The sequence below is a fragment of the Microbacterium sp. ZW CA_36 genome, from assembly GCF_044987475.1.
Lineage (GTDB): Bacteria > Actinomycetota > Actinomycetes > Actinomycetales > Microbacteriaceae > Microbacterium.
In genome coordinates this window covers 1-26,278 of sequence record NZ_JBJDRL010000002.1, presented here as the reverse complement: position 1 = coordinate 26,278, position 26,278 = coordinate 1, and the positions used below count along the sequence as shown (strand labels likewise).

24 protein-coding genes are annotated in these 26,278 nt (G+C 71.1%); 3 read left to right on the top strand and 21 right to left on the bottom strand.

The window, feature by feature from the left end; translation table 11 throughout:
- Positions 1 to 363: 363 nt before the first annotated feature.
- Positions 364 to 1,755 (bottom strand): AAA family ATPase, encoded by a 1,392-nt coding sequence (locus ACI3KX_RS01630; RefSeq protein WP_404907304.1) that lies wholly within the window; start codon positions 1,753 to 1,755, stop codon positions 364 to 366.
- Positions 1,756 to 2,963: 1,208 nt separating this feature from the next.
- Here ACI3KX_RS01630 and ACI3KX_RS01625 point away from each other — a divergent pair.
- Positions 2,964 to 3,440 (top strand): hypothetical protein, encoded by a 477-nt coding sequence (locus ACI3KX_RS01625; protein ID WP_404907303.1) that lies wholly within the window; start codon positions 2,964 to 2,966, stop codon positions 3,438 to 3,440.
- A 54-nt stretch (positions 3,441 to 3,494) separates the two neighbouring features.
- Here ACI3KX_RS01625 and ACI3KX_RS01620 read toward each other — a convergent pair whose 3' ends face one another.
- The 18 genes from ACI3KX_RS01620 to ACI3KX_RS01535 all read right to left on the bottom strand — a co-directional run bounded on the left by ACI3KX_RS01620 (position 3,495) and on the right by ACI3KX_RS01535 (position 23,259).
- On the bottom strand, positions 3,495 to 4,193 hold the full coding sequence (locus tag ACI3KX_RS01620) for a potassium channel family protein (RefSeq protein ID WP_404907302.1): 699 nt from the start codon (positions 4,191 to 4,193) through the stop codon (positions 3,495 to 3,497).
- Positions 4,186 to 5,562: a TrkH family potassium uptake protein gene (locus ACI3KX_RS01615; protein WP_404907300.1), complete on the bottom strand. Its 1,377-nt coding sequence runs from the start codon at positions 5,560 to 5,562 to the stop codon at positions 4,186 to 4,188. The genes ACI3KX_RS01620 and ACI3KX_RS01615 overlap by 8 nt, the downstream gene beginning before the upstream one ends.
- Before the next feature lie 61 nt (positions 5,563 to 5,623).
- On the bottom strand, positions 5,624 to 6,091 hold the full coding sequence (locus ACI3KX_RS01610; RefSeq protein WP_363358180.1) for a MarR family winged helix-turn-helix transcriptional regulator: 468 nt from the start codon (positions 6,089 to 6,091) through the stop codon (positions 5,624 to 5,626).
- A gap of 9 nt (positions 6,092 to 6,100) precedes the next feature.
- Positions 6,101 to 7,171, bottom strand: a complete 1,071-nt coding sequence (locus ACI3KX_RS01605; protein WP_404907298.1) for an alkene reductase — start codon at positions 7,169 to 7,171, stop codon at positions 6,101 to 6,103.
- Positions 7,168 to 8,103 (bottom strand): NADP-dependent oxidoreductase, encoded by a 936-nt coding sequence (locus tag ACI3KX_RS01600; protein ID WP_404907297.1) that lies wholly within the window; start codon positions 8,101 to 8,103, stop codon positions 7,168 to 7,170. Before ACI3KX_RS01600 ends, ACI3KX_RS01605 begins: the two co-directional genes overlap by 4 nt.
- Positions 8,104 to 8,234: 131 nt before the next feature.
- Positions 8,235 to 9,581 (bottom strand): amidohydrolase family protein, encoded by a 1,347-nt coding sequence (locus ACI3KX_RS01595; protein ID WP_404907295.1) that lies wholly within the window; start codon positions 9,579 to 9,581, stop codon positions 8,235 to 8,237.
- Complete coding sequence (locus ACI3KX_RS01590) at positions 9,578 to 10,834, bottom strand: amidase (RefSeq protein WP_404907293.1); 1,257 nt, start codon at positions 10,832 to 10,834, stop codon at positions 9,578 to 9,580. The genes ACI3KX_RS01595 and ACI3KX_RS01590 overlap by 4 nt, the downstream gene beginning before the upstream one ends.
- Positions 10,831 to 12,096, bottom strand: coding sequence for a M24 family metallopeptidase (locus ACI3KX_RS01585; RefSeq protein ID WP_404907291.1), 1,266 nt, complete (start codon positions 12,094 to 12,096; stop codon positions 10,831 to 10,833). Before ACI3KX_RS01585 ends, ACI3KX_RS01590 begins: the two co-directional genes overlap by 4 nt.
- A 30-nt stretch (positions 12,097 to 12,126) precedes the next feature.
- Positions 12,127 to 13,188 carry a sugar phosphate isomerase/epimerase family protein gene (locus ACI3KX_RS01580; RefSeq protein ID WP_404907289.1) on the bottom strand — a complete coding sequence of 354 codons (1,062 nt, stop codon included), beginning with the start codon at positions 13,186 to 13,188 and terminating at the stop codon, positions 12,127 to 12,129.
- Positions 13,185 to 14,624: an FAD-binding oxidoreductase gene (locus tag ACI3KX_RS01575; protein WP_404907287.1), complete on the bottom strand. Its 1,440-nt coding sequence runs from the start codon at positions 14,622 to 14,624 to the stop codon at positions 13,185 to 13,187. The genes ACI3KX_RS01580 and ACI3KX_RS01575 overlap by 4 nt, the downstream gene beginning before the upstream one ends.
- 14 nt (positions 14,625 to 14,638) lie before the next feature.
- Positions 14,639 to 15,736, bottom strand: coding sequence for a sugar phosphate isomerase/epimerase family protein (locus ACI3KX_RS01570; protein WP_404907285.1), 1,098 nt, complete (start codon positions 15,734 to 15,736; stop codon positions 14,639 to 14,641).
- The gene (locus ACI3KX_RS01565; RefSeq protein WP_363358189.1) at positions 15,733 to 16,602 is read right to left on the bottom strand and encodes an ATP-binding cassette domain-containing protein; all 870 of its coding nucleotides are present in this window, start codon (positions 16,600 to 16,602) and stop codon (positions 15,733 to 15,735) included. Before ACI3KX_RS01565 ends, ACI3KX_RS01570 begins: the two co-directional genes overlap by 4 nt.
- Positions 16,599 to 17,513, bottom strand: coding sequence for an ABC transporter ATP-binding protein (locus ACI3KX_RS01560; protein WP_363358190.1), 915 nt, complete (start codon positions 17,511 to 17,513; stop codon positions 16,599 to 16,601). The genes ACI3KX_RS01565 and ACI3KX_RS01560 overlap by 4 nt, the downstream gene beginning before the upstream one ends.
- Positions 17,510 to 18,472, bottom strand: a complete 963-nt coding sequence (locus tag ACI3KX_RS01555; RefSeq protein ID WP_404907283.1) for an ABC transporter permease — start codon at positions 18,470 to 18,472, stop codon at positions 17,510 to 17,512. The genes ACI3KX_RS01560 and ACI3KX_RS01555 overlap by 4 nt, the downstream gene beginning before the upstream one ends.
- Positions 18,469 to 19,494, bottom strand: a complete 1,026-nt coding sequence (locus ACI3KX_RS01550) for an ABC transporter permease (protein ID WP_363358192.1) — start codon at positions 19,492 to 19,494, stop codon at positions 18,469 to 18,471. The genes ACI3KX_RS01555 and ACI3KX_RS01550 overlap by 4 nt, the downstream gene beginning before the upstream one ends.
- Positions 19,495 to 19,564: 70 nt before the next feature.
- A complete protein-coding gene (locus tag ACI3KX_RS01545; RefSeq protein WP_404907281.1) occupies positions 19,565 to 21,133 on the bottom strand; it encodes an ABC transporter substrate-binding protein in 1,569 nt (522 codons plus the stop codon).
- A gap of 43 nt (positions 21,134 to 21,176) precedes the next feature.
- The gene (locus tag ACI3KX_RS01540; RefSeq protein ID WP_404907279.1) at positions 21,177 to 22,466 is read right to left on the bottom strand and encodes an amidohydrolase; all 1,290 of its coding nucleotides are present in this window, start codon (positions 22,464 to 22,466) and stop codon (positions 21,177 to 21,179) included.
- 118 nt (positions 22,467 to 22,584) lie between these two features.
- Complete coding sequence (locus ACI3KX_RS01535) at positions 22,585 to 23,259, bottom strand: GntR family transcriptional regulator (RefSeq protein ID WP_404907277.1); 675 nt, start codon at positions 23,257 to 23,259, stop codon at positions 22,585 to 22,587.
- 229 nt (positions 23,260 to 23,488) lie between these two features.
- On the opposite strand from ACI3KX_RS01535, the gene ACI3KX_RS01530 reads away from it, so the two are divergent.
- Positions 23,489 to 24,265, top strand: a complete 777-nt coding sequence (locus ACI3KX_RS01530) for an alpha/beta fold hydrolase (protein WP_404907276.1) — start codon at positions 23,489 to 23,491, stop codon at positions 24,263 to 24,265.
- 6 nt (positions 24,266 to 24,271) lie between these two features.
- On the opposite strand, the gene ACI3KX_RS01525 is transcribed toward ACI3KX_RS01530, so the two are convergent.
- On the bottom strand, positions 24,272 to 24,595 hold the full coding sequence (locus ACI3KX_RS01525; RefSeq protein ID WP_404907274.1) for an ArsR/SmtB family transcription factor: 324 nt from the start codon (positions 24,593 to 24,595) through the stop codon (positions 24,272 to 24,274).
- A gap of 16 nt (positions 24,596 to 24,611) precedes the next feature.
- Between ACI3KX_RS01525 and ACI3KX_RS01520 the strand changes: the two genes are divergently transcribed.
- Positions 24,612 to 25,076 (top strand): SRPBCC domain-containing protein, encoded by a 465-nt coding sequence (locus ACI3KX_RS01520; RefSeq protein WP_404907272.1) that lies wholly within the window; start codon positions 24,612 to 24,614, stop codon positions 25,074 to 25,076.
- Positions 25,077 to 25,100: 24 nt separating this feature from the next.
- Here the strand turns inward: ACI3KX_RS01520 and ACI3KX_RS01515 are convergent.
- A partial coding sequence (locus ACI3KX_RS01515) for an ABC transporter permease (RefSeq protein WP_404907270.1) occupies positions 25,101 to 26,278 on the bottom strand: 1,178 nt, incomplete at its 5' end.

The window sequence follows — 26,278 nt, the reverse complement described above, 5'->3', positions numbered from 1 at the left end:
TTCGCCCCCCGGTCGTTGAGCGGAGGGCGCCCTGGCGCCCGCAGACGAAACGCGTCGGGGCTGCGGTCTGCGCCAGGTACGAGGCGTTTCGACTCGCTCGTACCTCGCTCGCTCAACGACCGGGACTCAGGAAACCGGTCGTTGAGCGGAGGGCGCTCTAGCGCCCGCAGACGAAACGCGTCGGGACTGCCGTCTGCGCCGGACTCGGCGCGTTTCGTCTCGCTCGTACCTCGCTCGCTCAACGACTGGAGCTCAGGAAACCGGTCGTTGAGCGGAGGGCGCTCTAGCGCCCGCAGACGAAACGCGTCGGGTACGAGGCGTTTCGTCTCGGTCGTACCTCGCTCGCTCAACGACCGGCAGTGCTCATCCATAGACGGTCTCACCGTCCGCGCTGTCCTTGCCGATGCGCTTCTCGAGGTAGAGCGACTCGAGGAGCAGTTCGAGCGCACCGGCACGCTCCCCCGGCGTCACGGCCTCGAGTCGCTGGGCCACCTGGTCGTACAGGTCGGACTCGCCGAGCACCGGCATCGCCGCGAGGACGTCGGCCGCTGTCACCTGTTCGCCGGTCATGACGGTCGCGCCGTCGTGGAGGGCATCGGCGAGCACGCGGGCGTCGAGCCCGCGGAGGTGCGCCCGGGCGGTCTCGGCGACCGCGGTGCGCAGCAGATGCTCGAGGATCGCGCGCTCCCGCCCCTCCTCCCCCGTCTCGAACTCGATCTTGCCGCCGAGCACATCGACGGCGGTCTCGAGGTCCACCGGGCGGGCGACGGCGACCTCCTCTCGCTGCCGCGTCGCGCGATGCAGGGCCGCCGCAGCGATCGTCTCGGCACCGGCGATCGCGAACCTCGCCGATACCCCGGCGCGCTGGTCGACGGCATCCGACTCCCGCAGGTTGCGGGTGAATCGCGCGAGCACCTCGAGGAGGTGGGCGGGCACCTCGGCGACCAGGTCGGCCTCCTGGCGGATGACGGCGATCTCCTCGTCGATCGTCTGCGGGTAGTGGGTGCGGATCTCGGCGCCGAAGCGGTCCTGCAGCGGCGTGATGATCCGGCCGCGATTCGTGTAGTCCTCGGGATTCGCGGTGGCGACCACGAGCACGTCGAGGTCGAGGCGCAGCACGTACCCGCGGATCTGGATGTCGCGCTCCTCCATGACGTTGAGCAGCGACACCTGGATGCGCTCGGCGAGGTCGGGCAGCTCGTTGATCGCGACGATGCCGCCGTTGCTGCGCGGCACGAGCCCGTAGTGGATCGTCTCGGGGTCGCCGAGCGAGCGACCCTCCGCCACCTTGATCGGGTCGACGTCGCCGATGAGGTCGGCCACCGACGTGTCGGGGGTGGCGAGCTTCTCGGCGTACCGCTCGCTGCGGTGGCGCCACGCGACGGGAAGGTCATCACCCCGTTCGCCGGCTCGGCGGACGGATGCCGGGGTGATCGGGTGGAACGGATGCTCACCGAGCTCCGACCCCTCGATGACCGGAGACCACTCGTCGAGCAGCCCCACGAGGCTGCGCAGCAGTCGCGTCTTGCCCTGCCCGCGCTCGCCCAGCAGCACGATGTCGTGGCCGGCCAGGAGGGCGCGCTCGAGCTGCGGGATCACGGTCGTGTCGAAGCCGTGGATGCCGGGCCACGGGTCGCGACCGTTCGCGAGTGCGTCGAGGAGGTTCTCGCGCAGTTCGACCCGCACCGGCCGATAGGTGTGACCCGATGCGCGCAACTGCCCGGCCGTCGCGATTCCGGAAGGCGATGGTGTCATGACGAGAGGGTAGGACTGCCGCGGGGGTGCGAGGGCCGGATCGGTGAAATTCCTCGGCGCCCGATGAGCGTTCTCGGCGACGCACGTCGGCTCAGGCCCGCGTCGAAGTACCGGTTCCTTACCCCCCGGTCGTTGAGCGAGCGAGGAACGAGCGAGACGAAACGCCCCGAACCCGGCGCAGACCCCCATCCCAACGCGTTTCGTCTTCGGGCGCCAGAGCGCCCTCCGCTCAACGACCGGTTCCTTACCCCCCGGTCGTTGAGCGAGCGAGGAACGAGCGCGACGAAACGCGCCGAACCGGCGCAGACGGCAATCCCGACGCGTTTCGTCTGCGGGCGCCAGAGCGCCCTCCGCTCAACGACCGGTCTCCTGAGCTCCGGTCGTTGAGCGAGCGAGGAACGAGCGAGACGAAACGCGCCGAACCCGGCGCAGACCGCAGTCCCGACGCGTTTCGTCTGCGGGCGCCAGAGCGCCCTCCGCTCAACGACCGGTTCCTTACCCCCCGGTCGTTGAGCGAGCGAGGAACGAGCGAGACGAAACGCGCCGAGTCCGGCGCAGACCGCAGTCCCGACGCGTTTCGTCTTCGGGCGCCAGAGCGCCCTCCGCTCAACGACCGGGGGTCGAAGCTCCGGTTCCCTACCCCCGGTCGTTGAGCGAGGCGAGGAACGAGCGAGACGAAACGCGCCGAACCCGGCGCGGACCGCAGTCCCGACGCGTTTCGTCTGCGGGCGCCAGAGCGCCCTCCGCTCAACGACCGGGGGTCGAAGCTCCGGTTCCCTACCCCCGGTCGTTGAGCGAGCGAGGAACGAGCGAGACGAAACGCGCCGAACCCGGCGTAGACGGCAATCGCGACGCGTTTCGTCTGCGGGCGCCAGAGCGCCCTCCGCTCAACGACCGGTTTCCTGGGCTCCGGTCGTTGAGCGAGCGAGGAACGAGCGAGACGAAACGCGCCGAGTCCGGCGCAGACCGCAGTCCCGACGCGTTTCGTCTTCGGGCGCCAGAGCGCCCTCCGCTCAACGACCGGTTTCCTGAGCTCCGGTCGTTGAGCGAGCGAGGAACGAGCGCGACGAAACGCGCCGAACCTGGCGCAGACCGCGATCCCGACGCGTTTCGTCTGCGGGCGCCAGAGCGCCCTCCGCTCAATGACCGGGGGCGGCAGTCGCACGGTCACCGGTACACGGGCGGCCTCCCGGTCGTACCCTGAGCGCATGGGTGTCATCGAGTTCGAGCTGACGCGCACCGTCCCTGCCGGCATCGACGCGGTGTTCGCCCGCCTCGCCGACATCGAGGGGCACAACGAGTGGATGCCTGACAAGGGGAGCATGCTGCGACGCACCACGCAGACCTCGCTCGGTGCTCCGGCCCTCGGCACCACCTATCTCGACGACACGTCGTACGGCCCCACCCCGGGTGAGATCGCGGAGTTCCAGCCGCCGCACACGCTCGTCTACCACTGGTGGGACAAGACGAAGCGGGGCAGGTTCAAGCTGGAGGGCTGGCCGGCGTATCGGCTCGAGGCGACCGACGACGAGACGACGCTCGTGCACCATCACGCGAAGATGCGCACGTACGGCATGTATCGGCTGGCGACCCCCTTCCTGCGGAGTATCGCGATGAAGGAGCGCACCGTCACGCTCGAGGCGCTCGCGGCGTCCTTCGGGCCGGGCGGGCACACCGTGGGCTGAGGTCGCCGGGCGCGAACCCTGCGGTGGCTCTCGCCCGTCAGCGCCCGCTCACGTTCACCGCAGCTGCGCGAACCCCTCGGCATCCTTCGTCGGGCCCACCACAAGGATGGTGTCGCCGCTCTGCAGCACCGTGGTGTTGTCGGCGTTCGTCCATGACCCGCCTTCATGGTGATAGGCGGCGATCGTGACGCCGTACTTCTTGCGCAGCGCTGTATCGCCCAGCGGGATGCCCTGGATCGTCGACGGGACAGGGGACTTGACCAGCGCGTAGCCGGGCGCGACCTCGATGAAATCCAGCGCCGCGCCGCGCACGAGGTGGGCGACACGGCGCCCCATGTCCTTCTCGGGGTAGATCACGTGGTGCACGCCGAGCTGTTCGAGGATCAGACCGTGGCGGTCGTCGACCGCCTTGGCCCAGATGACCGGTATCTCCATGCTGCGCAGCACGGAGCACGTGAGGATCGATGCCGAGATGTCCCCGCCGATCGCGACGACGACCCGGTCGAACTCGTCGATGGCCAGCTGCTTGAGCACCTCGTACTTCGTCGAATCGGCGCGGACGACCTGGGTCAGCTCGCCGTTCAACGACTGGACGAGATCCTCGTCGAGGTCGATGCCGAGCACTTCCGTGCCCCCGCTGACAAGCTCCAGGGCGAGAGCGCTGCCGAACCGGCCGAGTCCGATGACGGCGACAGAGTCCGCCTCGGCGATGCGACGGGAGGTGTCCCCGCCGAAGAACGGGAATCTAGCCAATGGCGGGCCTCTCCTTCGGAAGCTCGTACAGGATGCGGCGCTCGCGCAGGGCGATGGCCGAGCCGAGGGTCAGCGGGCCCAGCCGCCCGAGGAACATCAGCACCACGAGCACCAGTTGCGCTGCCGGCGACAGGCTCGCCGTGATGCCGGTCGACAGGCCCACGGTAGCGAACGCCGACACCGTCTCGAACATCGCCCGGTCGAGATTCTCACCCGACAGGAGCATGAGGATGACGGCGCCGACGACGACGGCTGCAACGGCGATCAGCACGACCGTGATCGCCTGACGGTGCACCGCGCGCGAAAGCCGCTTGCCGAAGATGTTGACGGCGCCTTCGCCGCGCAGCTCGGTCATCATGATGAAGAACAGCACCGCGAACGTCGTCACCTTGATCCCGCCGGCGGTTCCGGCAGGTCCGCCTCCGATGAACATGAGCACGTCCATCCCGAGCCAGGTCTCGTCGCGCATCGCACCGATGTCGACCGAGTTGAAGCCCGCGGTGCGGGTCTGAACCGACTGGAAGAAGCCCGCGAGGAGGCGCCCCCAAGGATTCATGGCCCCCAGGGTGTCGGGGTTGTTCCACTCGAGGACGGTGATGTAGACGGTTCCCCCGACGAGCAGCACAACCGTGGCCCAGAGCACCAGCTTGGTGTTCATGGACCAGTGCAGGGGCCGGCGGAACTCCTTGCGCAGCTGCAGGAGGACGGGGAACCCCAGTCCGCCCAGGATGATCGCCGCGCAGATCGGCAGGCAGACCACCGGATCCTGGGCGAATCCGATCAGATTGTCGCTGTACAGCGCGAAGCCGGCGTTGTTGAACGCCGAGACGGCGTGGAACAAGCCGTGCCAGGCGGCTTGACCGACGCCGTACCCGTAGCCGGTGAGGAATCGCACGAAGAGGATGGCGAAGGTGACGGCCTCGATGACGAGGGAGGTCAGCACGATGCCGCGGACCAGCCCTCGCACGTCGTCGAATCCGACCACCTTCGCCTCGGCGGCGGTGTTGAGCCGGGCCCGCACCGAGAGCTTGCGGGCGAGTACCAGCCCGATCAGCGACGCGAAGATCATGATGCCGAGACCGCCGAGCTGGATCAGGCCCAGGATCACCACCTGGCCGAACGGCGTCCAGAACGTGGGCGTATCCACGACGGTGAGGCCGGTGACGCAGACCGCGCTCGTAGCGGTGAAGAGCGCCTCGACGAATGTCGCCCCGCCGGCTCCCGCCTTCGAGATGGGAAGCATCAGCAGCACCGTGCCCACCGCGACGGCGATCCCGAAGCCGGTGACGACGGCCTGGGCCGGATGCAGCCGCAGCCGCCGGCCGGTTCCCCGGCGCAGCGCGCGCTTCAGATCCACCCGCGTGCTCACTCACGCACCTTAGCGTTCGCGGCGGTCGCGTGGCACGGGGCCCGGTCCCGGACGCGGGGTGTCAGTCGGCGGTCGAGGCGCGGAGGGAACGCGCGAGGGACGTGAGCCTGTCGGCATCCTCCGGCGCGAGATCCGCCCAGCGGGTCTCGAGGTCCTCCCAGATCCGGCGCACCGGCTCCTGCAGGGCGCGGCCCGCGTCGGTCAGCAGCACCAGGGTCACGCGGCCATCGACGGCTGAGCGCTCCCGGCGGACGAGGCCGGCCTTCTCCAGGCGCTGCACCGACTTGGCGATCGTGGAGTGGTCCAGGCCGAGCAGGCAGCGCAGCTCCTTCTGCGAGCGGCCGTCGACGGTCCAGAGGTGCGCCAGCACGAGCTCCTGCCCGGGGAAGAGTCCGAGCGTGGCGAGGCGCTGTGCGGCCAGGGCGCGTTGGGTGTGAGCGAGCTGCATGACCGCCCAGCTCACGGGCGCGACGTCGGCGAGCACGGACCGGTGCTCGTCGGGGTCGGGCGTCGTGGGCTGGGCGGCCATGGTTCCTCGTCAGGTCGAGATGCTCGCGAGCGCCGGGTAGTCGGTGTAGCCGGCGGCACCTCCACCGTAGAACGTCACGGGGTCGGCGTCGTTCAGCGGCGCACCCGCGCGGATCCGATCGACGAGGTCCGGGTTCGCCAGCGCCCATCGCGCGACCGGCGCGACGTCGGCGACGCCGGCGTCGACGTCGTCCGCGACCGACTCGAGGGATCGGCCCGCGCGCAGGACGAGGAGGGCACCCGGCCACAGCGCACGCAGGTCCCGGAGGAGCGCCTCATCCGACGACTGCACGACGTGCAGGTAGGCGAGGCCGAGCGGGGCCAGCTCACCGACGAGGTGCCGATACTGGTCTGCGGCATCCGGTCCCTCGTCGATGCCGCCGATGAGCAGCCCGGGCGAGATCCGGATGCCGACCCTGTCACCGCCGATCTCGTCGGCGACGGCGGCGGCGACCTCGATCGCGAAGCGCGAGCGAGCGGGGATCGAGCCGCCGTAGCCGTCGGTGCGCAGGTTGGCGTTGGGCGACAGGAACTGGTGCAGCAGGTACCCGTTGGCCGCGTGGATCTCGACGCCGTCGGCGCCGGCCTCCACCGCCTTGCCGGCTGCGTCGCGGAACTCGGCCACCGTGCGACGGATGTCATCGCTCGTCATCGCGCGCGGCCGCGGCGCCGGCCGTCGCCCGCTGGGCGTGAACATCTCGACGCCGGCCGCGATTGCCGACGGCGCGAGCGGCTGCCGGTGGTGCGGCGTGTTGTCGGGATGCGACATCCGGCCGACGTGCATGAGCTGCAGCACCAGATGACCCCCGCGGTCATGCACGGCGTCGGCGATCGTCCGCCACCCGTCCACGTGCGCGGGCCGGGAGATGCCGGGTGTGTTCAGGTAGCCCTGGCCGTCATCGGACGGCTGCACCCCCTCGGTGATGAGCAGTCCCAGCGAGGCGCGCTGGGCGTAGTACTCGGCGGCAAGCGGGCCCGGCGTGCCGTCGGGAAGCGCTCGACTGCGCGTCATGGGCGCCAGTGCGAGGCGGTGCGGCAGCCGCATCCGGCCGACAGTGAGGGGCTCCCACAGGGCGCTCATGCGTGCGCCCCCGGGATGTCGGCGACCCGCACGAGCAGCTTGCCGCGCAGATGGCCGCGTTCGCTGCGACGATGCGCCTCGGCGACGCCGTCGAAGGGCACCACCGCGGCGATCTCGGTGGCGAACCGCCCGGCCGCCGCGAGGTCGAGCACGGGCGGGAGCGAGCGAGCGTTCAGCGCGAACGGGTCGCCGGCGGCGATCCGGACGCCCTTCGCCGCGGCCGCGAAGTCGACGATCGTGACGATCCGCGACGGATCGACCAGCGCCAGCATCTGCTCGGCGAACCCGCGACCACCGGCGTCGAAGGCGGCATCCACCCCGTCGGGTGCGGCCTGATCGAGGTCGGCGAGCAGGTGTTCGCCATACCGGACCGGGGTCGCGCCCAACGCCCGCAGGTAGTCGTGGTTGGTCTCGGAGGCCGTGCCGATGACCCGCGCGCCTGCGGCGACGAGCAGCTGCACGGCGGCGCTTCCGACGGATCCGGCGGCCGCGTTGACCACGACGGTCTCACCCGGCTGCACGTCCAGGAGCGCCAGCGCCCGCTGCGCCGTCTCGGCGGCGGTGGGAAGCGTCGCCGCCTGCGTGAGCGGCAGCGTGTCGGGCACGCGGACGAGCCGATCCGGCGTCGTCACGACGAGCTCGGCATATCCGCCGGAGGGTGCGAATCCGACGACACGCTCCCCCGCCGAAAAGTCCGGCACGCCGTCACCGACTGCCTCGACGACACCGGCGATCTCGTTGCCGAGCACCGCGGGGAAGTCGATGGGGAACATCGACGCCAGGGCGCCGGCGCGGATCTTCGCGTCGAGCGGGTTCACGGCGGCCACAGCGACACGCACGAGAACCTGTCCGGGTCCGGCGGCGGGCGAGTCCACCTCGCCGTATTCGAACACCTCGGGATCTCCGAACCGAGTGATGACCTGAGCTTTCATGACCGTCTCCTTCATTCATGTGGTCGGCAACATGAATGACGATAGCGCGATATATGTGGTCGGCAACCTTTGTTCGACGACAGCGAACAGCCGACCCCCTGCACTCTCGAGGTGGCGGCGCACTTACGGAATCAGAAGCGGTGGGCGTGCTCCGCTCGCCGCGTCCCGCCGAAACCCACCGCCACCTCGCCGCCGAAGTGATCGGCGGCCGTCCCGTGGAACTGCTCCGACACCGCCGCGCTGTAGACGATGCGCCCCCGCGCGATGACGAGCCGGCGCGCGGGCTGGTCGACGACCACGGACTCCGCATCGTGCGCGTCGAGCACCACGAGCTCGGCGGGCGCGCCGACGGCCAGGCCGCGTGCCCGCTCCGATCCCATGACTCCTGCGGCATCCGTGGTCACGGCACGGTGGAGGGCGGCGAAGTCGGCCGGATCCGAGGCGAAGCTCACGCGCCCGAGCAGCAGCGCCATATCGAGCGGATCCGCGGTCCCCGTCGGGGTGAAGGCGTTGCGGATGTTGTTGGACGACACCGCGGTGCGAACGCCGTGGCGCCACAGCTCGCCGATCGGCGCGACACCACGGCGCACCGACCTCCGATCGTTGCGGCCGACGAGGTAGAGGTCGGTGGCCGGAAGCACCACCACGGCGACGCCGGCGCCGGCCAGAGCATCGAGCGTACGCGCGCGACGGTCGGGCTCGAGCGCGCCGAGCGTCGTGACGTGACCGATCGCGACCCTCCCGTGCAGCCCCCGGGCCGCCGTCGCCTGTGCCACGTACTCGGCGAGCGCGAAGCGCTCATCGGTCGCGTCGTCTGCGAGGTCGAGGTGAAGGTCGGCGAGGGTCCCGAACTCGACCGCGAAATCGAGCACGGTGTCGACATGCGCCCGCGCGTCCGCCACATCGGCCTCGGTATACGGGCAGCCGCCGACGACTGTGCCCGGCAGCCGCAGCGCCTCCCGCATGAGCTCGAGCGTCCCGGGACGGGAGCGGATGCCCTCCTGCGGGAACACGGCGATCTGCAGGTCGAGCCAGTCACGGTGCCGCGCGGCGAGGTCGTGCATGACCTCGACGCTGAGGAGGCCGACGGTCGGGTCGACCTCGGTCTGCGCCCGGATCGCGGTGGTCCCCGCTCGCAGCGCCGCCGCCAGCACGCGCTCGGCCCGCGCCTCGACATCCGCGTGGGTGAAGTCGCGCTTGCGCTCGGCGGTGTAGGCGATCGCCGCATCCAGCGCGCCGCCGTTGGACGGGCCGCCGAGCAGCGCCTTGTCGAGATGGAGGTGGGGCTCCGAGAACGCCGGCGCGACGACGCGCCCGCCGACGTCCACGATCTCGGCGGACGTCGGGAGCATGCCCTCACCCACCGGCGCGATGCCGGTGATGCGACCGTCCTCCAGCAGGAGGTCGACGAGCCCGTCCGCGTCGCGCACCGACGCGCGCGACAGCACGAGTGCGCCGGTGCGCGCGTCGGCGCTCATGCCGTCGCTGCGGGCACCGCGCTCGACACGCGCACCCCGGTCAGCGCATCGGCGGAGCGCGCGGCCGCCAGCAGCAGCTCGTCGTCGCCCGGGCGGCCGACGAGGCAGACGCCGACCGGAAGCCCGTCGACCTCGGCGAGCGGCAGCGACACGGCGGGCAGACCCGCCAGTCCTGCGATGCACGTCATGGCGATCGTCCGGCCGCGGAGCGATCCTTTCGCCGCGGCATCCAGCTCGATGAGGGGCGCCGGACCGGATGCCGCCGCGAACGCGAGGACCGCACCCTCCGGAAGGATCTCCGCGAGTCGCGCGAGGATCTCGTCGCGCGCCTCGTCGGCGAGATGCATCCCGCCGGTCGGGGCGTTGCGGGCGTCGTTCATGCGCGCGGTGATGCCCGGGCCGAAGGACGGCTCGCGCGCCGTGACCCATTCGCCGTGGGTGCGCCAGATCTCGGGGAGCTGACGCGCCATGAACGCCGCGCGCCAGCGGCCCAGGGTCTCGGGCCCGACGAGGTCGACGACGGTGCGCTCCGCCCCCAGGTGCTCCGCGAGCCGATCGACGGCCGCAGCGACGGCGTCGGTCGTATCGGGGTCGGCGAGAGCCAGCACGTCCTGCGCGAGCACGATGCGCGGCACCGCGGGCGGGGCCTCGGGCACGGGTGCGGAGCCCAGCAGCACCCGCGTCGCACGCTCGAGATCCTCTCCGGTGGCGGCGAGCACCCCCACGGTGTCGAACCGCGGCACGAGCGGCACCAGGCCCGCGGTGGGCACGCGGCCGTGCGTCGTGCGGATGCCGAAGATGCCGCAGTACGAGGCGGGCACGCGGGTCGAGCCGCCGGTGTCGGTCGCCAGGGCGTAGTCGACCAGCCCCGCGGCGACCGCAGCCGCCGAGCCGCTCGACGAGCCGCCGGGGATGCGGTCCGGGTCGTGCGGGTTGCGCGGGGTGCCGTAGTGCACATTGGTGCCCGACAGGCTGAAGGCGAGCTCGTCGCTGTGCGAGATGCCGACCACGCTCGCGCCGGCGTCGACCCAGCGCTGCACCGCGGCCGCGTTGCTCGTCGCGACCTCCGCATCGGCCAGCCAGTCGGGGTTGCCCGCGGCGATGCGCTGGCCGGCGACGTCGAAGAGATCCTTGGTGACGGTGACCGTGCCGGCGAGCGGGCCGGTCGCCGCGCCCGGTGCGAGCATCGCGGGCCCGACGCGCAGGGCGCCGCTGGCCGCGGCCGCCTCGGCCGACGGGAGGACGGCGCTCATGCGTCGACCACCACGAGGCGGTTGGGGATGGTGTTGAGCTCTTCGATGCCGCGGTCGGTCAGCATGACGGTGCCGCCGATGCAGACGCGCTTGCCGTCGCGGAGGGCGTTCGGCTCGAAGGCGAACGCGACGCCCTCGCCGATCTCGAAGTCGCCGTCCAGCGCCACACCCGACGGCAGCTTGGGCAGGTGCGCGAGCGCCGGGTCGACGCTCGGGTCGATGCGCGTCGCGGAGTTGTACAGCACACCCGATACCGTCTGCACCATCGGCCCGGTGTTCCACGTCTTCGAGCGCTTGAGCGGCTCGTCCATGATCTCGGCCAGCTCTGCGAAGCGGATGCCGGGACGCAGCGCCGCGATGCCGGCGTGGTACGACTCCAGGCACACGTCCTCGAGCTCGCGCAGCAGACGGTCCGGCTCGCCGAGGACGACGTCGATCTGCTGCTGCGACTCGAACCCGCCGTAGTACGCGAAGACCTCGGACGCGATGCTGTCGCCCGCCTCGAGGACGTACGGGGCGCCGCCCATGCCGAACCACTCCGGCTGCCCCCAGCCGAAGCGATGCGAGCCGGCGCGCTCCAGGATGAAGGGAGCGCGCATCCATCCGCCGCCCGCGACGATGGCGTTGATGGCCGCGGCCGTGACGACGCTCTCTCGCACGCCGACCCGGGTGGCTTCGACGTAGGCGGCGCAGGCGGCCTCGCCGATGGCGGCGGCCTTGCGGATCATCTCCCGCTCCTCGGCGCTCTTGAACTGCGTGAGCGTCTCGAACGCGTCGGCCACGTCCACCCAGGTGACCTTGGGGAGCGCACCCAGCACGTTCGTCCACGTGCGGAACGGGATGACGCCGTTCCACTGTCCGACCGCGCGGCTGGTGAGCCCCACGACGCCGATCGTGGCGGCGTCCAGCGACCGCTCCTTGAGCACCGCGGTGAGGTTGGCGATCGGGTTGCCGTGCAGCCAGCTGTCGGTCCAGCGCTCGTAGCGCGCGCCCGCGCCGTCGTAGCGGTTGAGCGGCACGTCGCCGACCAGCATGAGCGGCTCCTCGGTGGGGGTGAAGAGCACCGTCGCGTGCGATTCCTCGTTGGTCAGGTACGAGTCGTTGGCGTTGCGCCCCTGGCCGAAGATCACGAGTGCGTCGATGCCCTGCTCGGACAGGAACGCACGCACGTTCGCCCAGCGGCGATCGCGTTCGGCGAGGCTCAGCGTGGGGAAGTAGTCGCTGTCGGTGGCGACGGAGTTGGGGACGATGGTCAGGGTCATGTTCGCTCCTCGGAGATGGTCGGATGCGGCTCAGGCCGCGGTGGATGTCGGGATGCGGGCGGCGAGCGCGGCGCGCAGCGCCGCCGCACTCTCAGTGATGAAGGCGAGCGCCTCGTCGGTGTCGACGGGAGCGCGCAGGCGATCGAGTCCGGGAGCCGTGCCCGCGCGGGCCCGTTCCTCGTAGCGGCCGGTGAGCCTCTCGACGACCGCGAACTCGTCGGCCGTGAGATCGGGATGCCCCGCCCACCAGCGCGGGTCCTCGACGTAGAGCGGCATCTCGGCGTTCATCCCGATGACGCCCTCGATCGACAGGTTCGCCGTCGCGCCGCCCCGGTCCAGTTCGCCCAGGAGCGCCTCCCAGTCGATGACGCCCCTGCCCACCGGGGCGAGGAAGCGGCCGATGCCCTCGTCGGTGCGGTGGAGGGCGACGTCTCGCACGTGCGTCGAGCGCGTGTAGGGGGCGACGCGGCGCGCCGCCGCCACGGGGTCCTCGCCGCGCACCAGCACGTTCGCGGTGTCGAACGTGATGCCGAAGGCGTCCGGGCCCGCCGTCTCGACCAGGCGCACCACCTCGAACGAGCTGATCTCCTCGTGGGTCTCGATGTTGAGGTGGGCCCCGGTCTCGCGCAGCAGCGGTGCGAGCCGGTCGAGCACCTTGGCCGTCGCGGCGAGCTGATCGGCCCAGTCCACGTCCGTCCGGAACCGGTCGCAGGCGTACAGACCGCGGATGCGGAACTGGTAGTTCGCGGTCGCGCTCCACAGCTCGGTGATGCCCGCCGCGGTCATGGCGCGGATGATCCGCTCCATGCCGAGCAGGTAGTCCCCCTCGCCCAGGCGGCGGATCTCGGGGGCCTCCGGCGTCGCGAACGGGTTGACCTTCGCGACGCCGACCTCGAGGTACAGTCCGAGGTCGGCGGCGGCATCCGTCACCTCCGACAGCTCGCCCGCGTCGAGCGTCGGGCTCAGCGCGAACGCCGAGCGGAAGAAAGCGCCTTCGAGTCCGAGGGCGGCGATCTGCTCGAGGGTGCCGATGGCACCGAGATCGGCGGCACCCGGGAACTTGCTGGTGTCGGTGCCGACGCGGCGCATCATGCGAGCTCCCCCGCGGCCGGGCTCAGGTCGACCAGGCCGCGCGAGAAGACGTTCGCCGGATCATAGGCGCGCTTCACTGCCACGAGACGCTCGTACTTGCCGCCGTACACGGCCCTCGCGACTGCCTCATCGCCGGCGACCGAGGTGAAGTTGATGTACGTCCCGGCCTTGTAGGGCGCCAGCGCCTCGTCGAACCGCTTGGCCCATGCGACGAGCGGCGCCTTCTCGCCGGGGTACTCCCAGTCCGCCCCGATGTTGGCGCCGAACGGGGCGCCGACGCCGGCCGTCGAGTCGTTCGACGAGTCCCGCGGCGTGCGTCGGCCGGCGATGATCTCGAAGGGGCACATCACCTGGTGGGCGATGTGCGCGCTCGAGTTGAGGGCGCGACCGGTGTAGGCGTCGCTCATCTCGATCACGGTGTCGATCGCGGCGTCCGAGAAGTCCTGCAGGAACAGGTGCTTCCAGTAGTGCGAGATGCCGTAGCGGAACTCGTCGTCTGTCGCGTGCTGCAGCGTCACGTGCGGCATCGTGCGCAGGCTCTCGTAGATCGGCGTGCCGAGCGCGAACATCCCCGCTGTGGCCGCGGGCTCGTCGGCCGGATCGCCGTAGAACACGGTCGCCAGAGACAGGATCGGCTGCCCGCGATGCTCGGCGGGGATCTGCGACCAGTACTCGGGAGCGCGGAGCAGCCGCAGGTAGGTGCCGATGTTGCCGGGCGCGTCGAGACCCCACTCACGGAAATGCCGCATGATGGCGGTGCGGTCGGATGCCGGGAAGAGCGCCTGGCGCACCGTCGCCAGTCCCGGGAGCGGAACCGTGCGGAAGGTGAACCGCGTCGCGATCCCGAAGTTGTGGCCGGCACCCTTGAGCGCCCAGAACAGGTCGGGGTTCTCGTCGGCGTTCGCGGTCAGGATGCGGCCGTCCGCGACGACCACCTCGATCTCGACGACGTGGTCGACGGTCGCGCCGTGCATCCGCGCGAGGTAGCCGAAGCCGCCGCCGAGCGTGAGCCCGGCGACACCGGTGTGCGAGACGACACCGGCGGGAACGGCGAGGTCGTACGGCTGGGCGGCGCGGTCGACGTCGCCCCACCGGCATCCGGCTCCGACCGTCACCGTGCCCGCCTCGAGGTCGAACGCCACCCCGTCCAGCAGCGCCGTGTCGATGAGCACCGCGCCGTCGGCGACCGCGGTGCCGGCGAGGTTGTGGCCGCCGCCGCGCACGGTGAGGGGCACCCCGTTGCCGACGCACCAGCGCAGGGCGTCCGAGACGTCCTGCGCATCGCGGCAGCGCACGATGGCGGCGGGAAGCCGGTCGATGTCGGCGTTCCAGACGCGACGGAGCAGGTCGTAGTCGGGGTGGTCCGGATAGACGACGTCGCACGAGACGGCGGCAGCCAGTTCGGAGAGCGCGGCGGTGGCGTGGGTGAGGGTCATGGTGGCTCCTTCGGTCATCGGGTCGGCACGGGGACGGCGGCGGAATGCGCTGCTGCCGCGGGCGTGGCGGGGGTCGTGCGTGTGGCGAGGGTCGCGCGCAGGTGGGCGGCGCAGCGCAGCAGGAACTGCTCAAGCTCGCTGTCGGGCCGGAGCGCCCGCAGCTGCGCGAGCGATTCGGCGTCGCCGGCGGCGACGCGCGCCTCGTAGGCGACGGCCAGCGCATCGAGGCTCTGCAGCGCTTCGTCGGTGAGATCGGGATGCCCCGCCCGCCACGTCGGGTCGGCCACGTGCAGCTTCATCTCGGCGCGGACGACGCCGATCGGCTCGATCGTGAGGTTGATCGACGGGTTCTCCGCGAGGACGAGGTCGAGCGCTGCATCCCAGTCGATGACACCCTCACCGCAGGGGGCGATGAAGCGCGACAGCCCCTCCTCGGTGCGCCAGAGCGCCGCGTCGCGGAGCTGGGTCGTGCGCACGTGGGGCGCGATGCGGGCGATCCCCTCGAGCGGCACCTCGGCGCGCACCGCGAGGTTGGCAGGATCGAGGCACACACCGAGGACGTCCTCGCCGACCGCGTCGATGAGCCGCAGCAGTTCGAACGTGGTGATCTCCTCGTGCGTCTCGAGATTGAGGCGCACACCCGTCTCGCGCAGCGCCGGCGCCAGGCGCTGCAGGAATCGCTCCGTCGCGGCCAGCTGATCGGCCCAGTCGGCGTCGGTGCGGAACCGGTCGGTGAAGAAGATGCCGGGGTACGGCTTGTAGCCGCCTACCGCGGTCCAGGTCTCGGTCCAGCCGAACTCGGCGCACGTGCGGATCATCCGCTCCATGCCCGCGAGATAGCTCCCCTCCCCGAGGTCGCGCACGCGCGGCAGCTCGGCGGTCATGTACGGGTTGACCTTGCCGACCCCCATCTCGACGTAGAGGTCGAGCTCGTCCGCGAGCTGCGCGAAGTCGCGCAGGAACCCCGGATCGAGGGTCGGTGCGATCTCGTCGAGGGTGCGCACGTTGACGCCTTCGAGTCCCATGGCGGCGACGGCGCGCAGAGTCTGGAGGGGGTCGCCCCATCCGCTGCTGCCGTCGGTGAACTTGACGTCGGTTCCCACGCGGGTCATGCGGCGATCTCCTTGTCGGTGTGCGGGGTGAGGGCGGCTGCCGCTCGGCGGCGGTTCTCGCGTCGCTGCCGCTCGGTGGCAGGATCCGCCCGCGGCACGGCCTCCAGCAGCGACCGCGTGTAGGGGTGGGTGGGGTGCTCGTAGACCTGCTCGCGCGTCCCCTGCTCGACGACGCGGCCCTTCTCGAGGATCACGAGGCGGTCGCACAGGTAGCGGACGACGGCGAGGTCGTGCGCGATGAACAGCACGGACAGGCCGAACTCGGCCTGCATGTCCTTGATGAGGTTGAGCACCTGCGCCTGCACCGACACGTCGAGCGCCGAGACGGGCTCGTCGCACACGAGGACGCGGGGCCTCACGACCAACGCCCGCGCGATCGCGATGCGCTGCCGCTGACCGCCCGAGAAGCTGCGCGGGTACCGCTTGACGTGTGCCGGGTCCAGGCCGACGCGCTCGAGCATCTCGGTGGTGCGGGCGCGGCGGCCGGCGGCGTCGAGGTCGGTGTGCACACGGAGCGGCTCCGACACGATCTGCCCGATCGTCATGCGGGGATCCAGGCTCGAGTACGGGTCCTGGAACACCATCTGCACCTGAGAGCGGAACACGCGCTCGGCGCGATAGGTCATGCGACGCAGGTTGAGGCCGTTGTAGACCAGAGACCCGGCCTGCGGCCGCTCCAGTCCCATCAGACAGCGGACCGTGGTCGACTTGCCCGACCCCGATTCGCCCACCAGCCCCAGCGTCTCCCCCGCGCCCAGATGGAACGAGACGTGATCCACGGCGGTGAACTCCCGCGAGCCTCGCCCGAAGCGCTTGACGAGGTCCTCGACCCGCAGGTCGACGCCATCGGTCGTCAGGGTGTTCATCGCCGTGCCTCCTCGAGGGTGGTGTCGCTCACCGGTGCGGGCGGGACGGATGCCGCGGCATCCGCTCGCATCACGTCCTCGACGGTCTGCAGCCTGACGAGCGGATCCGCGTCGACACTCGGAATGGATGCCAGCAGCCCGCGCGTGTAGGCGTGCTCGGGCGCCCGGAACAGGTCGTCGACCGGGCGGTCCTCGACGATGCGGCCGTGACGCATCACCGCGACGCGATGGGCGAGGCCCGCGACGATCGCCAGGTCGTGGGTGATCAGCAGCACCGCGAGGCCGAGTTCGCGGGACTGCTCCTCGAGGAGGTCGAGCACCTGCTCCTGCACGCGCACGTCCAGCGCCGTGGTCGGCTCGTCGGCGATGAGCAGCTGCGGTCCGGCGATCAGCGCCGCCGCCATCACGACCCGCTGGCGCATGCCGCCCGAGAACTCGTGGGGGTACGCGTCGAGGCGCGTGGCCGCGGAGGGCACACCCAGCCGATCGAGCATCTCGACGGCCTGGCGTCGCGCCGCCCGGCGGCCGACGCCCCGGATCACGAGCGGCTCGGCGACCTGGTCGCCGATGGTGAGGACGGGGTTGAGCGCGGTCATCGGGTCCTGGAACACCATGGAGACGGTCGATCCGCGCAGCTGCCGCAGCCGGCGCTCGGGCGCACCCACCACTTCTTGACCGGCCACGCGCACCGAGCCGGACAGCTCGACGGTGGGGTCCAGCCGCAGCACGGCCTTCGCGGTCATGGACTTGCCCGAGCCGGACTCGCCGACGAGCGCGACGCGCTCGCCGCGCGCGATCGTCAGGCTGACCCTGTCGACCAGCGTGAGGTCGCCGTGGCCGGAGTCGGTGCGGGTCGCCGCGGGAACGCGCACCGTGAGGTCGGTGATCTTCAGGACGGGGGCGTCGGTCATCGCTTCCTCCGCAGGCTCGGGTCGAGACGGACACGAAGGGCGTCGCCCAGCAGCCCGAAGGCGATCGCCGCGACGGTGATGGCCAGTCCCGGGAACGTGGTGACCCACCACGCGGTGGTGATGTACTCGCGGCCCTGCGCGACCATGGCTCCCCAGTCGGCGCTGGGCGGGGGCGCGCCGACGCCGAGGAACGCGAGGCCCGCCATGAGGACGACGGCGCCGGAGATCTCCATGCTCGCCTGGACGTAGACCGAATCCATCGAGTTGGGCAGCACGTGACGCACGAGCGTCGGGATGCGGCGGATGCCGTTCACCCTCGCCGACTCGACGTACGCCGAGTTCATGGACACCCGCAGGATGCCGCGGACCAGGCGGGGCGTGCCGGGCCACATGGCGATGACCATGGCCAGCACGACCGAGCCGAGCGACGGGCCGAGAGCGGCGGCGATGCCGAGCGCGAGCACCATCGACGGCAGCGCCATGAACATGTCGCAGATCCGCATGATGGTGGCGTCGACACCGCGGGGAGACAGCACCGCCGCGCAGGCGATGACGACGCCGACGAGCGTGGACAGCGCGACGACGGCGATCGCCGCGAGCAGCGTCATGCCGGCACCGGCGAGCAGCCGCGAGAGCACGTCGCGGCCGGCGTCGTCGGTTCCCATCCAGTGCGCGGCGCTCGGCGGCAGCAGCGCGTCGGACGGCATGGCGAGGTACGGGTCGTAGGGAGCGAGCAGCGGGCCGATGATCGCGACGACCACGAGGGCCGCCGAGACGACGATGGCGATGCGGTCCAGCGCTCCGGCGTGCGTCCCGAACAGACCTCGCAGCCCCTTCGAGATCCCGCCGCCGAGGCCGGCGGGCGTGAGCCACTCCGCCGTGCGAGGCGGGCGAGGACGCGGGTCGTCGGACGAGGTGCTCTCCTCGTCAAGTCCGGGCGGATCGGTGGTCAGCGTCATGCGCGGGCTCCCGTCAGATGCGACGCGCGCACGCGCGGGTCGGTCCAGATCTGCACGACGTCGACGATGAGGCTCGCGACGGTGAAGACGACGCCGATGACCAGGACGCAGCCCAGCACGGCGAAGGTGTCCTGATTGAGGACGGCCTGATTGAGGTAGGTCCCGATGCCGGGCAGCGCGAACACGCTCTCCACGAGCAGGGCGGCGCCCATCATCCAGCCGAACTGCATGCCGAGCAGCGTCAGCGTCGACCCCATGGTCGAGCGCAGCCCGTGGTGCAGCACCACGCGGTACGGCCCCGCCCCCTTCGAGACGGCGAACGAGACGTAGTCCGAGTCGAGGGCGCCGATCATGTTCGAGCGCACGTTGCGGGCGATCGTGGACATGAACGGAGCGCTCAGCGCCAGGGCCGGGAGGATCAGGTGCGACAGCGAGTCGGCGAACATCGGCGGGCTGCCGGCGAGCAGCGAGTCGACGAGGGTGAACCCGGTCACGGGAGGCGGCGCCATCCCGAAGGAGTTGGCGCCCGAGATGGGGAACCACCCCAGGGTGGACGCGAAGCCCCACTGGAAGAGGATGGCCAGCCAGAACACGGGCACGCCGCCCGCCAGGACGAACAGGATGCGCGCCGACACGTCGGGGGCGCGGTCGCGGAGCGCGGCCGACACGGCGCCGAGCGGCACCGCGACGATCACGGTCAGGATCATGGTGACCACGACCAGCTGCAGCGTCGTCGGGACGGTCGCCGACAGGTCGCTCACCACGCTCTGGTGGGTCGACGCGGACTGTCCCAGGTCGCCGCGCAGCGCCCGGCCCAGGAACACCAGGTACTGCTCGATCACCGGCAGATCGAGGCCGAGGCGTTCGCGGGCCTGCGCGATCTGCTCGGCGGTGGCGGTGCGTCCTGCGGCGACGCGCGCCGCGTCGCCGGGGATCAGCTTCGTCATGAAGAAGACGATGGTGATGATGCCCCACACGCTCAGGAGCGCGAGCCCCAGCCGCTTGGCGATGTAGCTCGCCATTCGGGCCTCCTCGTTTCGGGTCGGTCAGGGGTGGACGGTGGCCCCGCCGTCGGGCGGGGCCACCGCGGCGTCATTCGGTGACGACGAGCATCGTCGGGTCGAACAGCTGGTACGTCGGCGAGTAGCTGATGCCGCCCACCCCGTCGCGGAGCATGATCGTGGTGGCCGGGTTGGAGATGTTGAGGCTGACGTCGTCGGCGAGGATCTGCTCCTGCGCCTGCGTGAAGAGGTCGCAGGCGGCGTCGGGGTCGACGGTGGCGATGCCCTCCTCCAGCAGCGCGTCCACCTCGGGGTTCGAGTAGAGCGCGTAGTTCGTCTGCCCGATGAACTGCGAGTCGTAGACCCGGAAGAGCATCGGTCCGATCTCGGGGTAGTAGGGGAAGTCCCAGAGCAGGCCGAGGTCCGGGGTCGTCTCGGGAGACTCGATCATCGCGACGTACTCGGGGTAGGTCACCGTCTGCAGCTCCAGCGTCAGCCCGATGTCCTTGAGGTTCGACTGCAGGAGCGTGGCGGCCTTCTGGTGCTCGGGGATCTGCGCCTGGTAGGCCATCGTGACGGTCGCGCCGACCGCGCCCGCCTCCTCGAGCAGGGCCCTGGCCTCGTCGACATCCTGTTCCGTGGGGCCGGTGTCGACACGGCAGGCCACGATCGGAGAGACCAGGCCCGAGGCGACCGACCCGCGACCACTCAGGATCGAGGCGATGTGCCCCTCGTAGTCGTAGGCGAGCTTGATCGCCTCACGCACCCGCGGGTCGGCGGTGATGCCCTCCTGCGTGTTCATCATGACGAACAGCTGCAGCGGGCTCGGCAGCTCCAGCGCCTCCAGCCCGTCGGCCGAGGCGAGCGCGTCGAGGTCGGTGCCGACGATGCCGGTGGCGACATCCACCCCACCGGACTTCAGCTCGTCGCGCAGGGTCGAGCTCTCGGTGATGTAGCGGTAGACGAGGCTCGCGGGCCGCGCCTCGTCGAAGCGCCACGAGTCCTCGTAGCGCTCCAGCGTCGCCTGCTGGTTCGCGGTGTAGTCGGTGATGACATACGGCCCGGAGCCGGCGTCGTTCGTCGCGAGCCAGGCCTGGGCGTGGTCGTCCCCCTCGTGCTCCGACACGAGTGCCGAGTCCAGGATGTAGACCTTGCTCAGCGCGCCCACGAACGTCGTGTTGGTGCCCGACAGCGCGATCTCGACGGTCGTGTCGTCGACGGCCGTGCTCGAGGAGTACGACGAGAGGAACGAGGCGACGCCCACGCCGAGAGCCTGGATGCGGTCGAGCGTGTACACGACGTCGGCGGCGGTGACCGCGTTGCCGCTGTGGAAGGTCGCGTCGTCGCGGAGGGTGATGGTGACGGCGGTGGCGTCGTCGTTGTAGACCCACTCGGTCGCGAGCATCGGCACGATCGCGCCGTCCTCGTCGTAGTCGATGAGCTTGTCATAGGCGCCGCCGACGGTGAAGTCGGTCTGCACGTCCGAGGCGAGGACCGGGTCCAGCGTCTGGGGCGTCGCTCCGGTGCCGATGATGACCGTGTCGTCGCGGGCGGCCGTGGTCGGCGCGGTGCTCGAGCCGCCGGCGCAGGCGGTGGTGAGCGCGCCGACGGCGAGCGTGGCGATGAGGGCGGTGGCGAGGCGGGTCCTGGTGGTTCTCATGTTCACTCCGGGTTCGGGGTCGGGTGCTGCAGGAACGGGTGGATCACGGCCGGGCGGCCAACGCGCCGAGAGTGCGGGGCGCGAGTCTGTGGGAGGCGGAGGTCTGGGCGGCGACCACGCGGCCGCCGTGCAGCACGAGACGGTCGCTCGGGTTCGCGGCGACGGCGGCTGCCGGCGAAGGGCTGTCGAGCACGAGAAGGTCGGCGGGGGCGCCCGGCATCACGCCATACGGACCGACGCCGAGCGCCTGGGCGGCGGCGCCGGTGACCATGTCGAGCGCGACGGCCAGCTCGTCGTCGGTGCGGAAGTTCGACTGGTAGGCGACCTGGCGGGCCACCGAGAGCATGTCGCCGTCGCCGAACGGCCACCACGCGTCACGGATGTTGTCGGAGCCCGAGAAGACGACGGCGCCCTCCTCGCGCAGGGCCAGCACGGGAGGCATGGGGCCCGCCGGGCCGTTGGTCATGATGGCGACGCCTGCGTCGGCGAACTCCGCTCCGACGCGCCGGGCCGCCTCGGTCGAGATCGAGCCCAGCCCGTAGGCGTGGCTCACGGTGACGCGCCCGTGCAGCCCGATCTCGCGTGTCTTCGCGGCGATGAGCGCGTACTGGCGGACGGCGCTCTCGCCCAGATCGTGCAGATGGATGTCGACACCGACGCCGTGGTCGGCCGCCAGCGCGAACACGATCCCGAGGTGGCGTTCCGCGTCGTCGTCGAAGCCGGCCGGGTCGAGCCCGCCGATGACGTCGGCGCCGGCCGCGAGGGCCTCGGCGAGGAGCCGCCCGACGCCGGGCGAGGCGAGGATGCCGCTCTGCGGGAAGGCGACGATCTGCACGCCCAGGACGTCGCGCAGCTCGTCGCGCAGCTCGAGGAGCGCGTCGAGCGACGACAGGCCGATCGCGGTGTCGATGTCGACGTGCGTGCGGACGGTGCCCGTGCCGAATCCGATCATCGCGGCGGCGAGCGCGGACCCCCGCTCGGTGACCGAGGCGCTGAGCTCGTCGCGGATGGCGCGTTCGGCGGCGACCCGCTCACGGACGGTGGAGCCGGGGCGGTGCGGCTGCCAGGGCGAGCCGGCGAACGTCTTGTCGAGGTGCGCGTGGCCGTTCACCAGCGCCGGCAGCACGAGGCGTCCCTCGAGATCGATGGCCGGGAGCTCGCTCGCGCTGCCTTCCTGCAGCGCGGCGGCGAATCGCCGCGACGACACCCCGGGTGCTTCGATCGTCACCGCGGATGCCGGCGACACCGAGGCGATGCACCCGTCGGTGATCGTCAGGTCGGCGCGTGAGCCGTCCGGCAGCGAGCCGTCGAGGAGGAGGAGCGAGCGTGGCACCGAGGACCCTTCGGGAGGAGGAGGAACTTGGTATACAAGATTCCATTCCCGTGTTTCGCTCGATCAGGCGCTACGTAAACTGCATGTTTCGATCCGCTTGGTAGGCCAAGTGAGGTCGTCAGTGCTCGAGGCGCTGCCGCATGAGCCGCAGCGAGTCGACCCTGCTGTGCTCGACGTGCGCGTACGCCAGCGCTCCCGCCCATTCGACGTTGCCGTCGGCGATCGCGTGGCACATCTCGCGATGCTCCGCGCAGAGCACGCGCTGGTCCCGCTCGGCCTCCAGCCGGAAGAGCCTGCGGACCCGGCCGTTGATCGACCCCATCAGCCCGATGAGCAGCGAGTTCCCCGACAGGTCGAGGATCTCCTCGTGGAGCGAGGAGTTGGCGGCGGCGATGTCCCGGTCGCCACCGGCATCCAGTGCTGCCTCCGCTCTCGCCAGTCGCGCGAAGAGCTCGTCCGACGAGGCGCCGGCCGCGCACGCCTGTGCCGCGAGCTTGGCGGCGAGCACCTCGAGGCTCGAGCGCACCACGAACAGCTCCTCGACGTCGTTGAGCGTCATCTCTGTCACCACGGCGCCCCGGCGCGGCAGGGTCTTGATGAACCCCTCGGCCTCGAGCCTCGGCATCGCCTCGCGGATGGGGATGCGGGAGACGTTGAACTCCGCCGCGAGCTCCCGCTCTCGGATGCGCTCGCCCGCGGCGAGCGTGCCCTCGATGATCCGCTCGCGCAGCTCCTCATAGATCTTGACGGACAGCGACTGGTCGGCAAGGCCGAGCGGAACGTCGTTCGCCATGCAGAACACCTTTCGACGGAGTGCGGTGGGACGGTGGAGTGTGCCTACTGTATGCCAGCCCGCGGCCTCGCCCGCGGTTCCCATGGGCGGCCGCGCAGCGCGGCGGGCTCGTGAGCGCGCACCTCGGCGATCGGTGACGGACGCCACCGCTCGCGCGCGGGCGCGCACGTTCTGAGGAACGGATGCCGCATGCCTGGCGCATGTCGGCGGCCCGTGGTTTGCTGACGCCATGCGCACCGCGACCTCCGCCGACGGCACCCCCATCGCGTATGAAGCGACCGGCGACGGGCCCACCGTGGTCATCGTCAACGGCGCGATGTCGACGGCCGCCGACGCCGCGGGGCTCGCGCAGGCGCTGTCGGATGCCGGCTTCCGGGCGGTCACGTGGGACCGCCGCGCCCGCGGCTCCAGCGGTGACGCACGGCACTCGACGCCCGACCGCGAGGTCGAGGATCTCGCGGCGGTGATCGACGCGGTCGGCGGCGACGCGGCCGTGCTCGGGCACTCGTCCGGCGCGGTACTGGCGCTGGTCGCGGCATCCCGCGGCGTGCCGGTCCGCGCACTGTTCCTGTCGGAGCCGCCGCTGCGGTTCGGCGTCGACGAGCCGGCCGACGACCTCGCCGACCGCCTGCAGCGGGACGTCGATGAGGGCCGGTTCGACGACGCGATCGTCACCTTCCAGCTCGAAAGCGTCGGGCTCCCGCGCGACATGGTCGAGGGCATCCGCGCGAGCGACCAGTTCGCCTCGCTGCTCCCGCTCGCCCAGTCCACGGTCTACGACACCAACCTCGTCCGCCAGGCGTCCCTCCCCACCGACGAGATGCTCGGCGTCGCGGCGCCGGTGACGGTGCTGCGCGGTGAGCAGACCTTCCCGATCCTGGTCACCGCGGCCGACCGCCTCGCCGACGCCATGGACGGCGCGGAGCTCGTGGTCGTTCCCGAGTCGGTGATGCATCGTCCCGACCCCGTGGCGACGGCCCGCGTGATCCAGGAGCGCCTCGGGTAGACGCCGTCAGTCGTTCAGCCGGTCGAGCAGGTCGACGGCGGCGCGCGCGTACTCCCCGATCCAGCGGTCATGGATGCGCTTGATCGGCACCGGCGCCAGGGCCAGGTGACGCTCCCGGCCGATCCTGCGGCCCGTGACGAGCTCGGCCCGCTCGAGCACGCGGAGGTGCTGCAGCACGGTCGTGCGATCGACCTCGGGAAAGCGCGCGCAGAGGGCCCCCGTCGTGAGCGGCTCGCCCTTCAAGGCATCGAGCATGCGCCGGCGCAGCGGGGCGGCGAGCGCCTTGAACACCAGGTCGTCATCGGACCCCTTGTGCTCGGCATCCGTCATGTTATAAAACTACAACATGTCTGAAGAACTCACCGCCCTCTCGTTCACCGTGTCGGGGCGCGTCTCGCGGCCGGCGGCCGAGGTCTACGAGGCCGTCGCCGACCCCGAGCAGCTGTCGCGCTACTTCACCACCGGCGGCGCGCGCGGCCGGCTCGAGCAGGGCGCCGATGTCACCTGGGACTTCGCGGACTTCCCCGGCCGGTTCCCGGTGACCGTCGTAGAGTCCGACCCGCCGCGGAAGCTCGTCATCCGCTGGGAGGCCCGCGCGGGCGTCGAGTCGGAGACCACGACCACGTTCGAGTTCGAGCCGATCGACGACGGCGCACGCACCCTCGTGACCATCACCGAGTCGGCCTGGGAGGCCAGCCCCGACGGCGCGAAGAGCGCGTTCGGCAACTGCGAGGGCTGGACCGGCATGCTCGCCGCGCTGAAGATCTGGGTCGAGCACGGGATCAACCTGCGCGACGGCTTCTACGCCTGACGAGCGCCGGTCCCGCCTCGACCGTCAGGCGATGCGCGTGCCCGACGGCAGGCGCCCGGCCGGGGTGCGGGTGCGCGCCCAGGCCCACCACATCAGTCCGGCCGCGAGCAGCAGCTGCAGCGCCATGCCGACGAACCAGATCGGCGCCGACTGGTCGATGACCTCCTCGGGCGTCGGCCTGTCGTTCTGCAGATCGGGGGCGCAGTCGTCCCAGCGCTGTTCGAGGTCGGGGGGCTGCTGGGCCGCCCGCACACCGAACTTGATCTGGCCGAAGAGGTCGTTGGGATTGCCGTACTCGTCGAACTGCGTCGGCGTGGCGTCGGCGAGGATCACGAAGGGGTTCGCGGCGAGCAGCCACCACACGCGGTCGAACCGCGGCACCTCGTACGTCGACGTCTGCCACTCGCCGCAGCGCACCTCGGCATCCTCGTCGCAGGGATACTCGTCGCTCGACTCCTCCCCCGGCATGCACGGGAACGTGTCGCCGGAGTACTCGCCGTACTCGAACGACCGGTAGCTGCTGGTCGCCTCCGACCGGATCGAGTAGCCCACCAGCGCGAACGCGATGAGCGTGCCGATGACGAGCGCCGCGACCACGAGGTAGGTGCTCGCCACCGAGAACAACGGGCGCGAAAGGATGCCGCTGAGCGCGACTCCGATCGCCGCGATTATGCCCACCTCGAACATGAGCACGAGCAGCGACACCGCGATGGTCGCGGGCTCTCCCCCGCCGGCCAGCGTGGCCACCGCGAGGAACGGGACCGACACCGCCACGAAGGCGAGTCCCGTGATCCACGCCGCGAGGAACTTCCCGATGAGGATCTCGGCCGTCGTCGCCAGGGTGATCTGCACGGGCGCGAGGGTGGCGGCATCCCGGTCTCCGTTGATCGCGTTGCCGCTCAGCGTCGGCGAGACGAGCACCACGAGCAGCAGCGTGATGTAGACGATCGTCGAGTAGATCGCGCCGCCGGGCTGGTACGCGGCACCCCACGCCAGGAACGAGAGCGCCGTGACGATGACCAGGAGCAGCGCGAAGACGCCGAGGAGCACGTACCAGGCCACGCTCCGCGTGCGCTGCGTCAGCTCGAGGCCGACGATGGTGCCGAGCCGCTGACCGTTCACGAGGTCGCCTCGCTCTCGCCCGCGTCGCCGGCGGGTGCTGCCGACGCCGGACGCGGGCGAGAGCGAGGCGACCTCGTGAA

Coding starts and splice junctions, on each gene's coding strand:
- ACI3KX_RS01580 (WP_404907289.1), bottom strand. CDS start 13,188: ATGATGCGCCGCGTCGGCACCGACACCAGCAAGTTCCCGGGTGCCGCC.
- ACI3KX_RS01550 (WP_363358192.1), bottom strand. CDS start 19,494: ATGGCGAGCTACATCGCCAAGCGGCTGGGGCTCGCGCTCCTGAGCGTG.
- ACI3KX_RS01575 (WP_404907287.1), bottom strand. CDS start 14,624: ATGACCCTCACCCACGCCACCGCCGCGCTCTCCGAACTGGCTGCCGCC.
- ACI3KX_RS01565 (WP_363358189.1), bottom strand. CDS start 16,602: ATGAACACCCTGACGACCGATGGCGTCGACCTGCGGGTCGAGGACCTC.
- ACI3KX_RS01590 (WP_404907293.1), bottom strand. CDS start 10,834: ATGAGCGCCGTCCTCCCGTCGGCCGAGGCGGCCGCGGCCAGCGGCGCC.
- ACI3KX_RS01600 (WP_404907297.1), bottom strand. CDS start 8,103: ATGAAAGCTCAGGTCATCACTCGGTTCGGAGATCCCGAGGTGTTCGAA.
- ACI3KX_RS01595 (WP_404907295.1), bottom strand. CDS start 9,581: ATGAGCGCCGACGCGCGCACCGGCGCACTCGTGCTGTCGCGCGCGTCG.
- ACI3KX_RS01520 (WP_404907272.1), top strand. CDS start 24,612: ATGTCTGAAGAACTCACCGCCCTCTCGTTCACCGTGTCGGGGCGCGTC.
- ACI3KX_RS01525 (WP_404907274.1), bottom strand. CDS start 24,595: ATGACGGATGCCGAGCACAAGGGGTCCGATGACGACCTGGTGTTCAAG.
- ACI3KX_RS01585 (WP_404907291.1), bottom strand. CDS start 12,096: ATGACCCTGACCATCGTCCCCAACTCCGTCGCCACCGACAGCGACTAC.
- ACI3KX_RS01560 (WP_363358190.1), bottom strand. CDS start 17,513: ATGACCGACGCCCCCGTCCTGAAGATCACCGACCTCACGGTGCGCGTT.
- ACI3KX_RS01570 (WP_404907285.1), bottom strand. CDS start 15,736: ATGACCCGCGTGGGAACCGACGTCAAGTTCACCGACGGCAGCAGCGGA.
- ACI3KX_RS01625 (WP_404907303.1), top strand. CDS start 2,964: ATGGGTGTCATCGAGTTCGAGCTGACGCGCACCGTCCCTGCCGGCATC.
- ACI3KX_RS01530 (WP_404907276.1), top strand. CDS start 23,489: ATGCGCACCGCGACCTCCGCCGACGGCACCCCCATCGCGTATGAAGCG.
- ACI3KX_RS01610 (WP_363358180.1), bottom strand. CDS start 6,091: ATGGCCGCCCAGCCCACGACGCCCGACCCCGACGAGCACCGGTCCGTG.
- ACI3KX_RS01545 (WP_404907281.1), bottom strand. CDS start 21,133: ATGAGAACCACCAGGACCCGCCTCGCCACCGCCCTCATCGCCACGCTC.
- ACI3KX_RS01555 (WP_404907283.1), bottom strand. CDS start 18,472: ATGACGCTGACCACCGATCCGCCCGGACTTGACGAGGAGAGCACCTCG.
- ACI3KX_RS01535 (WP_404907277.1), bottom strand. CDS start 23,259: ATGGCGAACGACGTTCCGCTCGGCCTTGCCGACCAGTCGCTGTCCGTC.
- ACI3KX_RS01630 (WP_404907304.1), bottom strand. CDS start 1,755: ATGACACCATCGCCTTCCGGAATCGCGACGGCCGGGCAGTTGCGCGCA.
- ACI3KX_RS01605 (WP_404907298.1), bottom strand. CDS start 7,171: ATGAGCGCCCTGTGGGAGCCCCTCACTGTCGGCCGGATGCGGCTGCCG.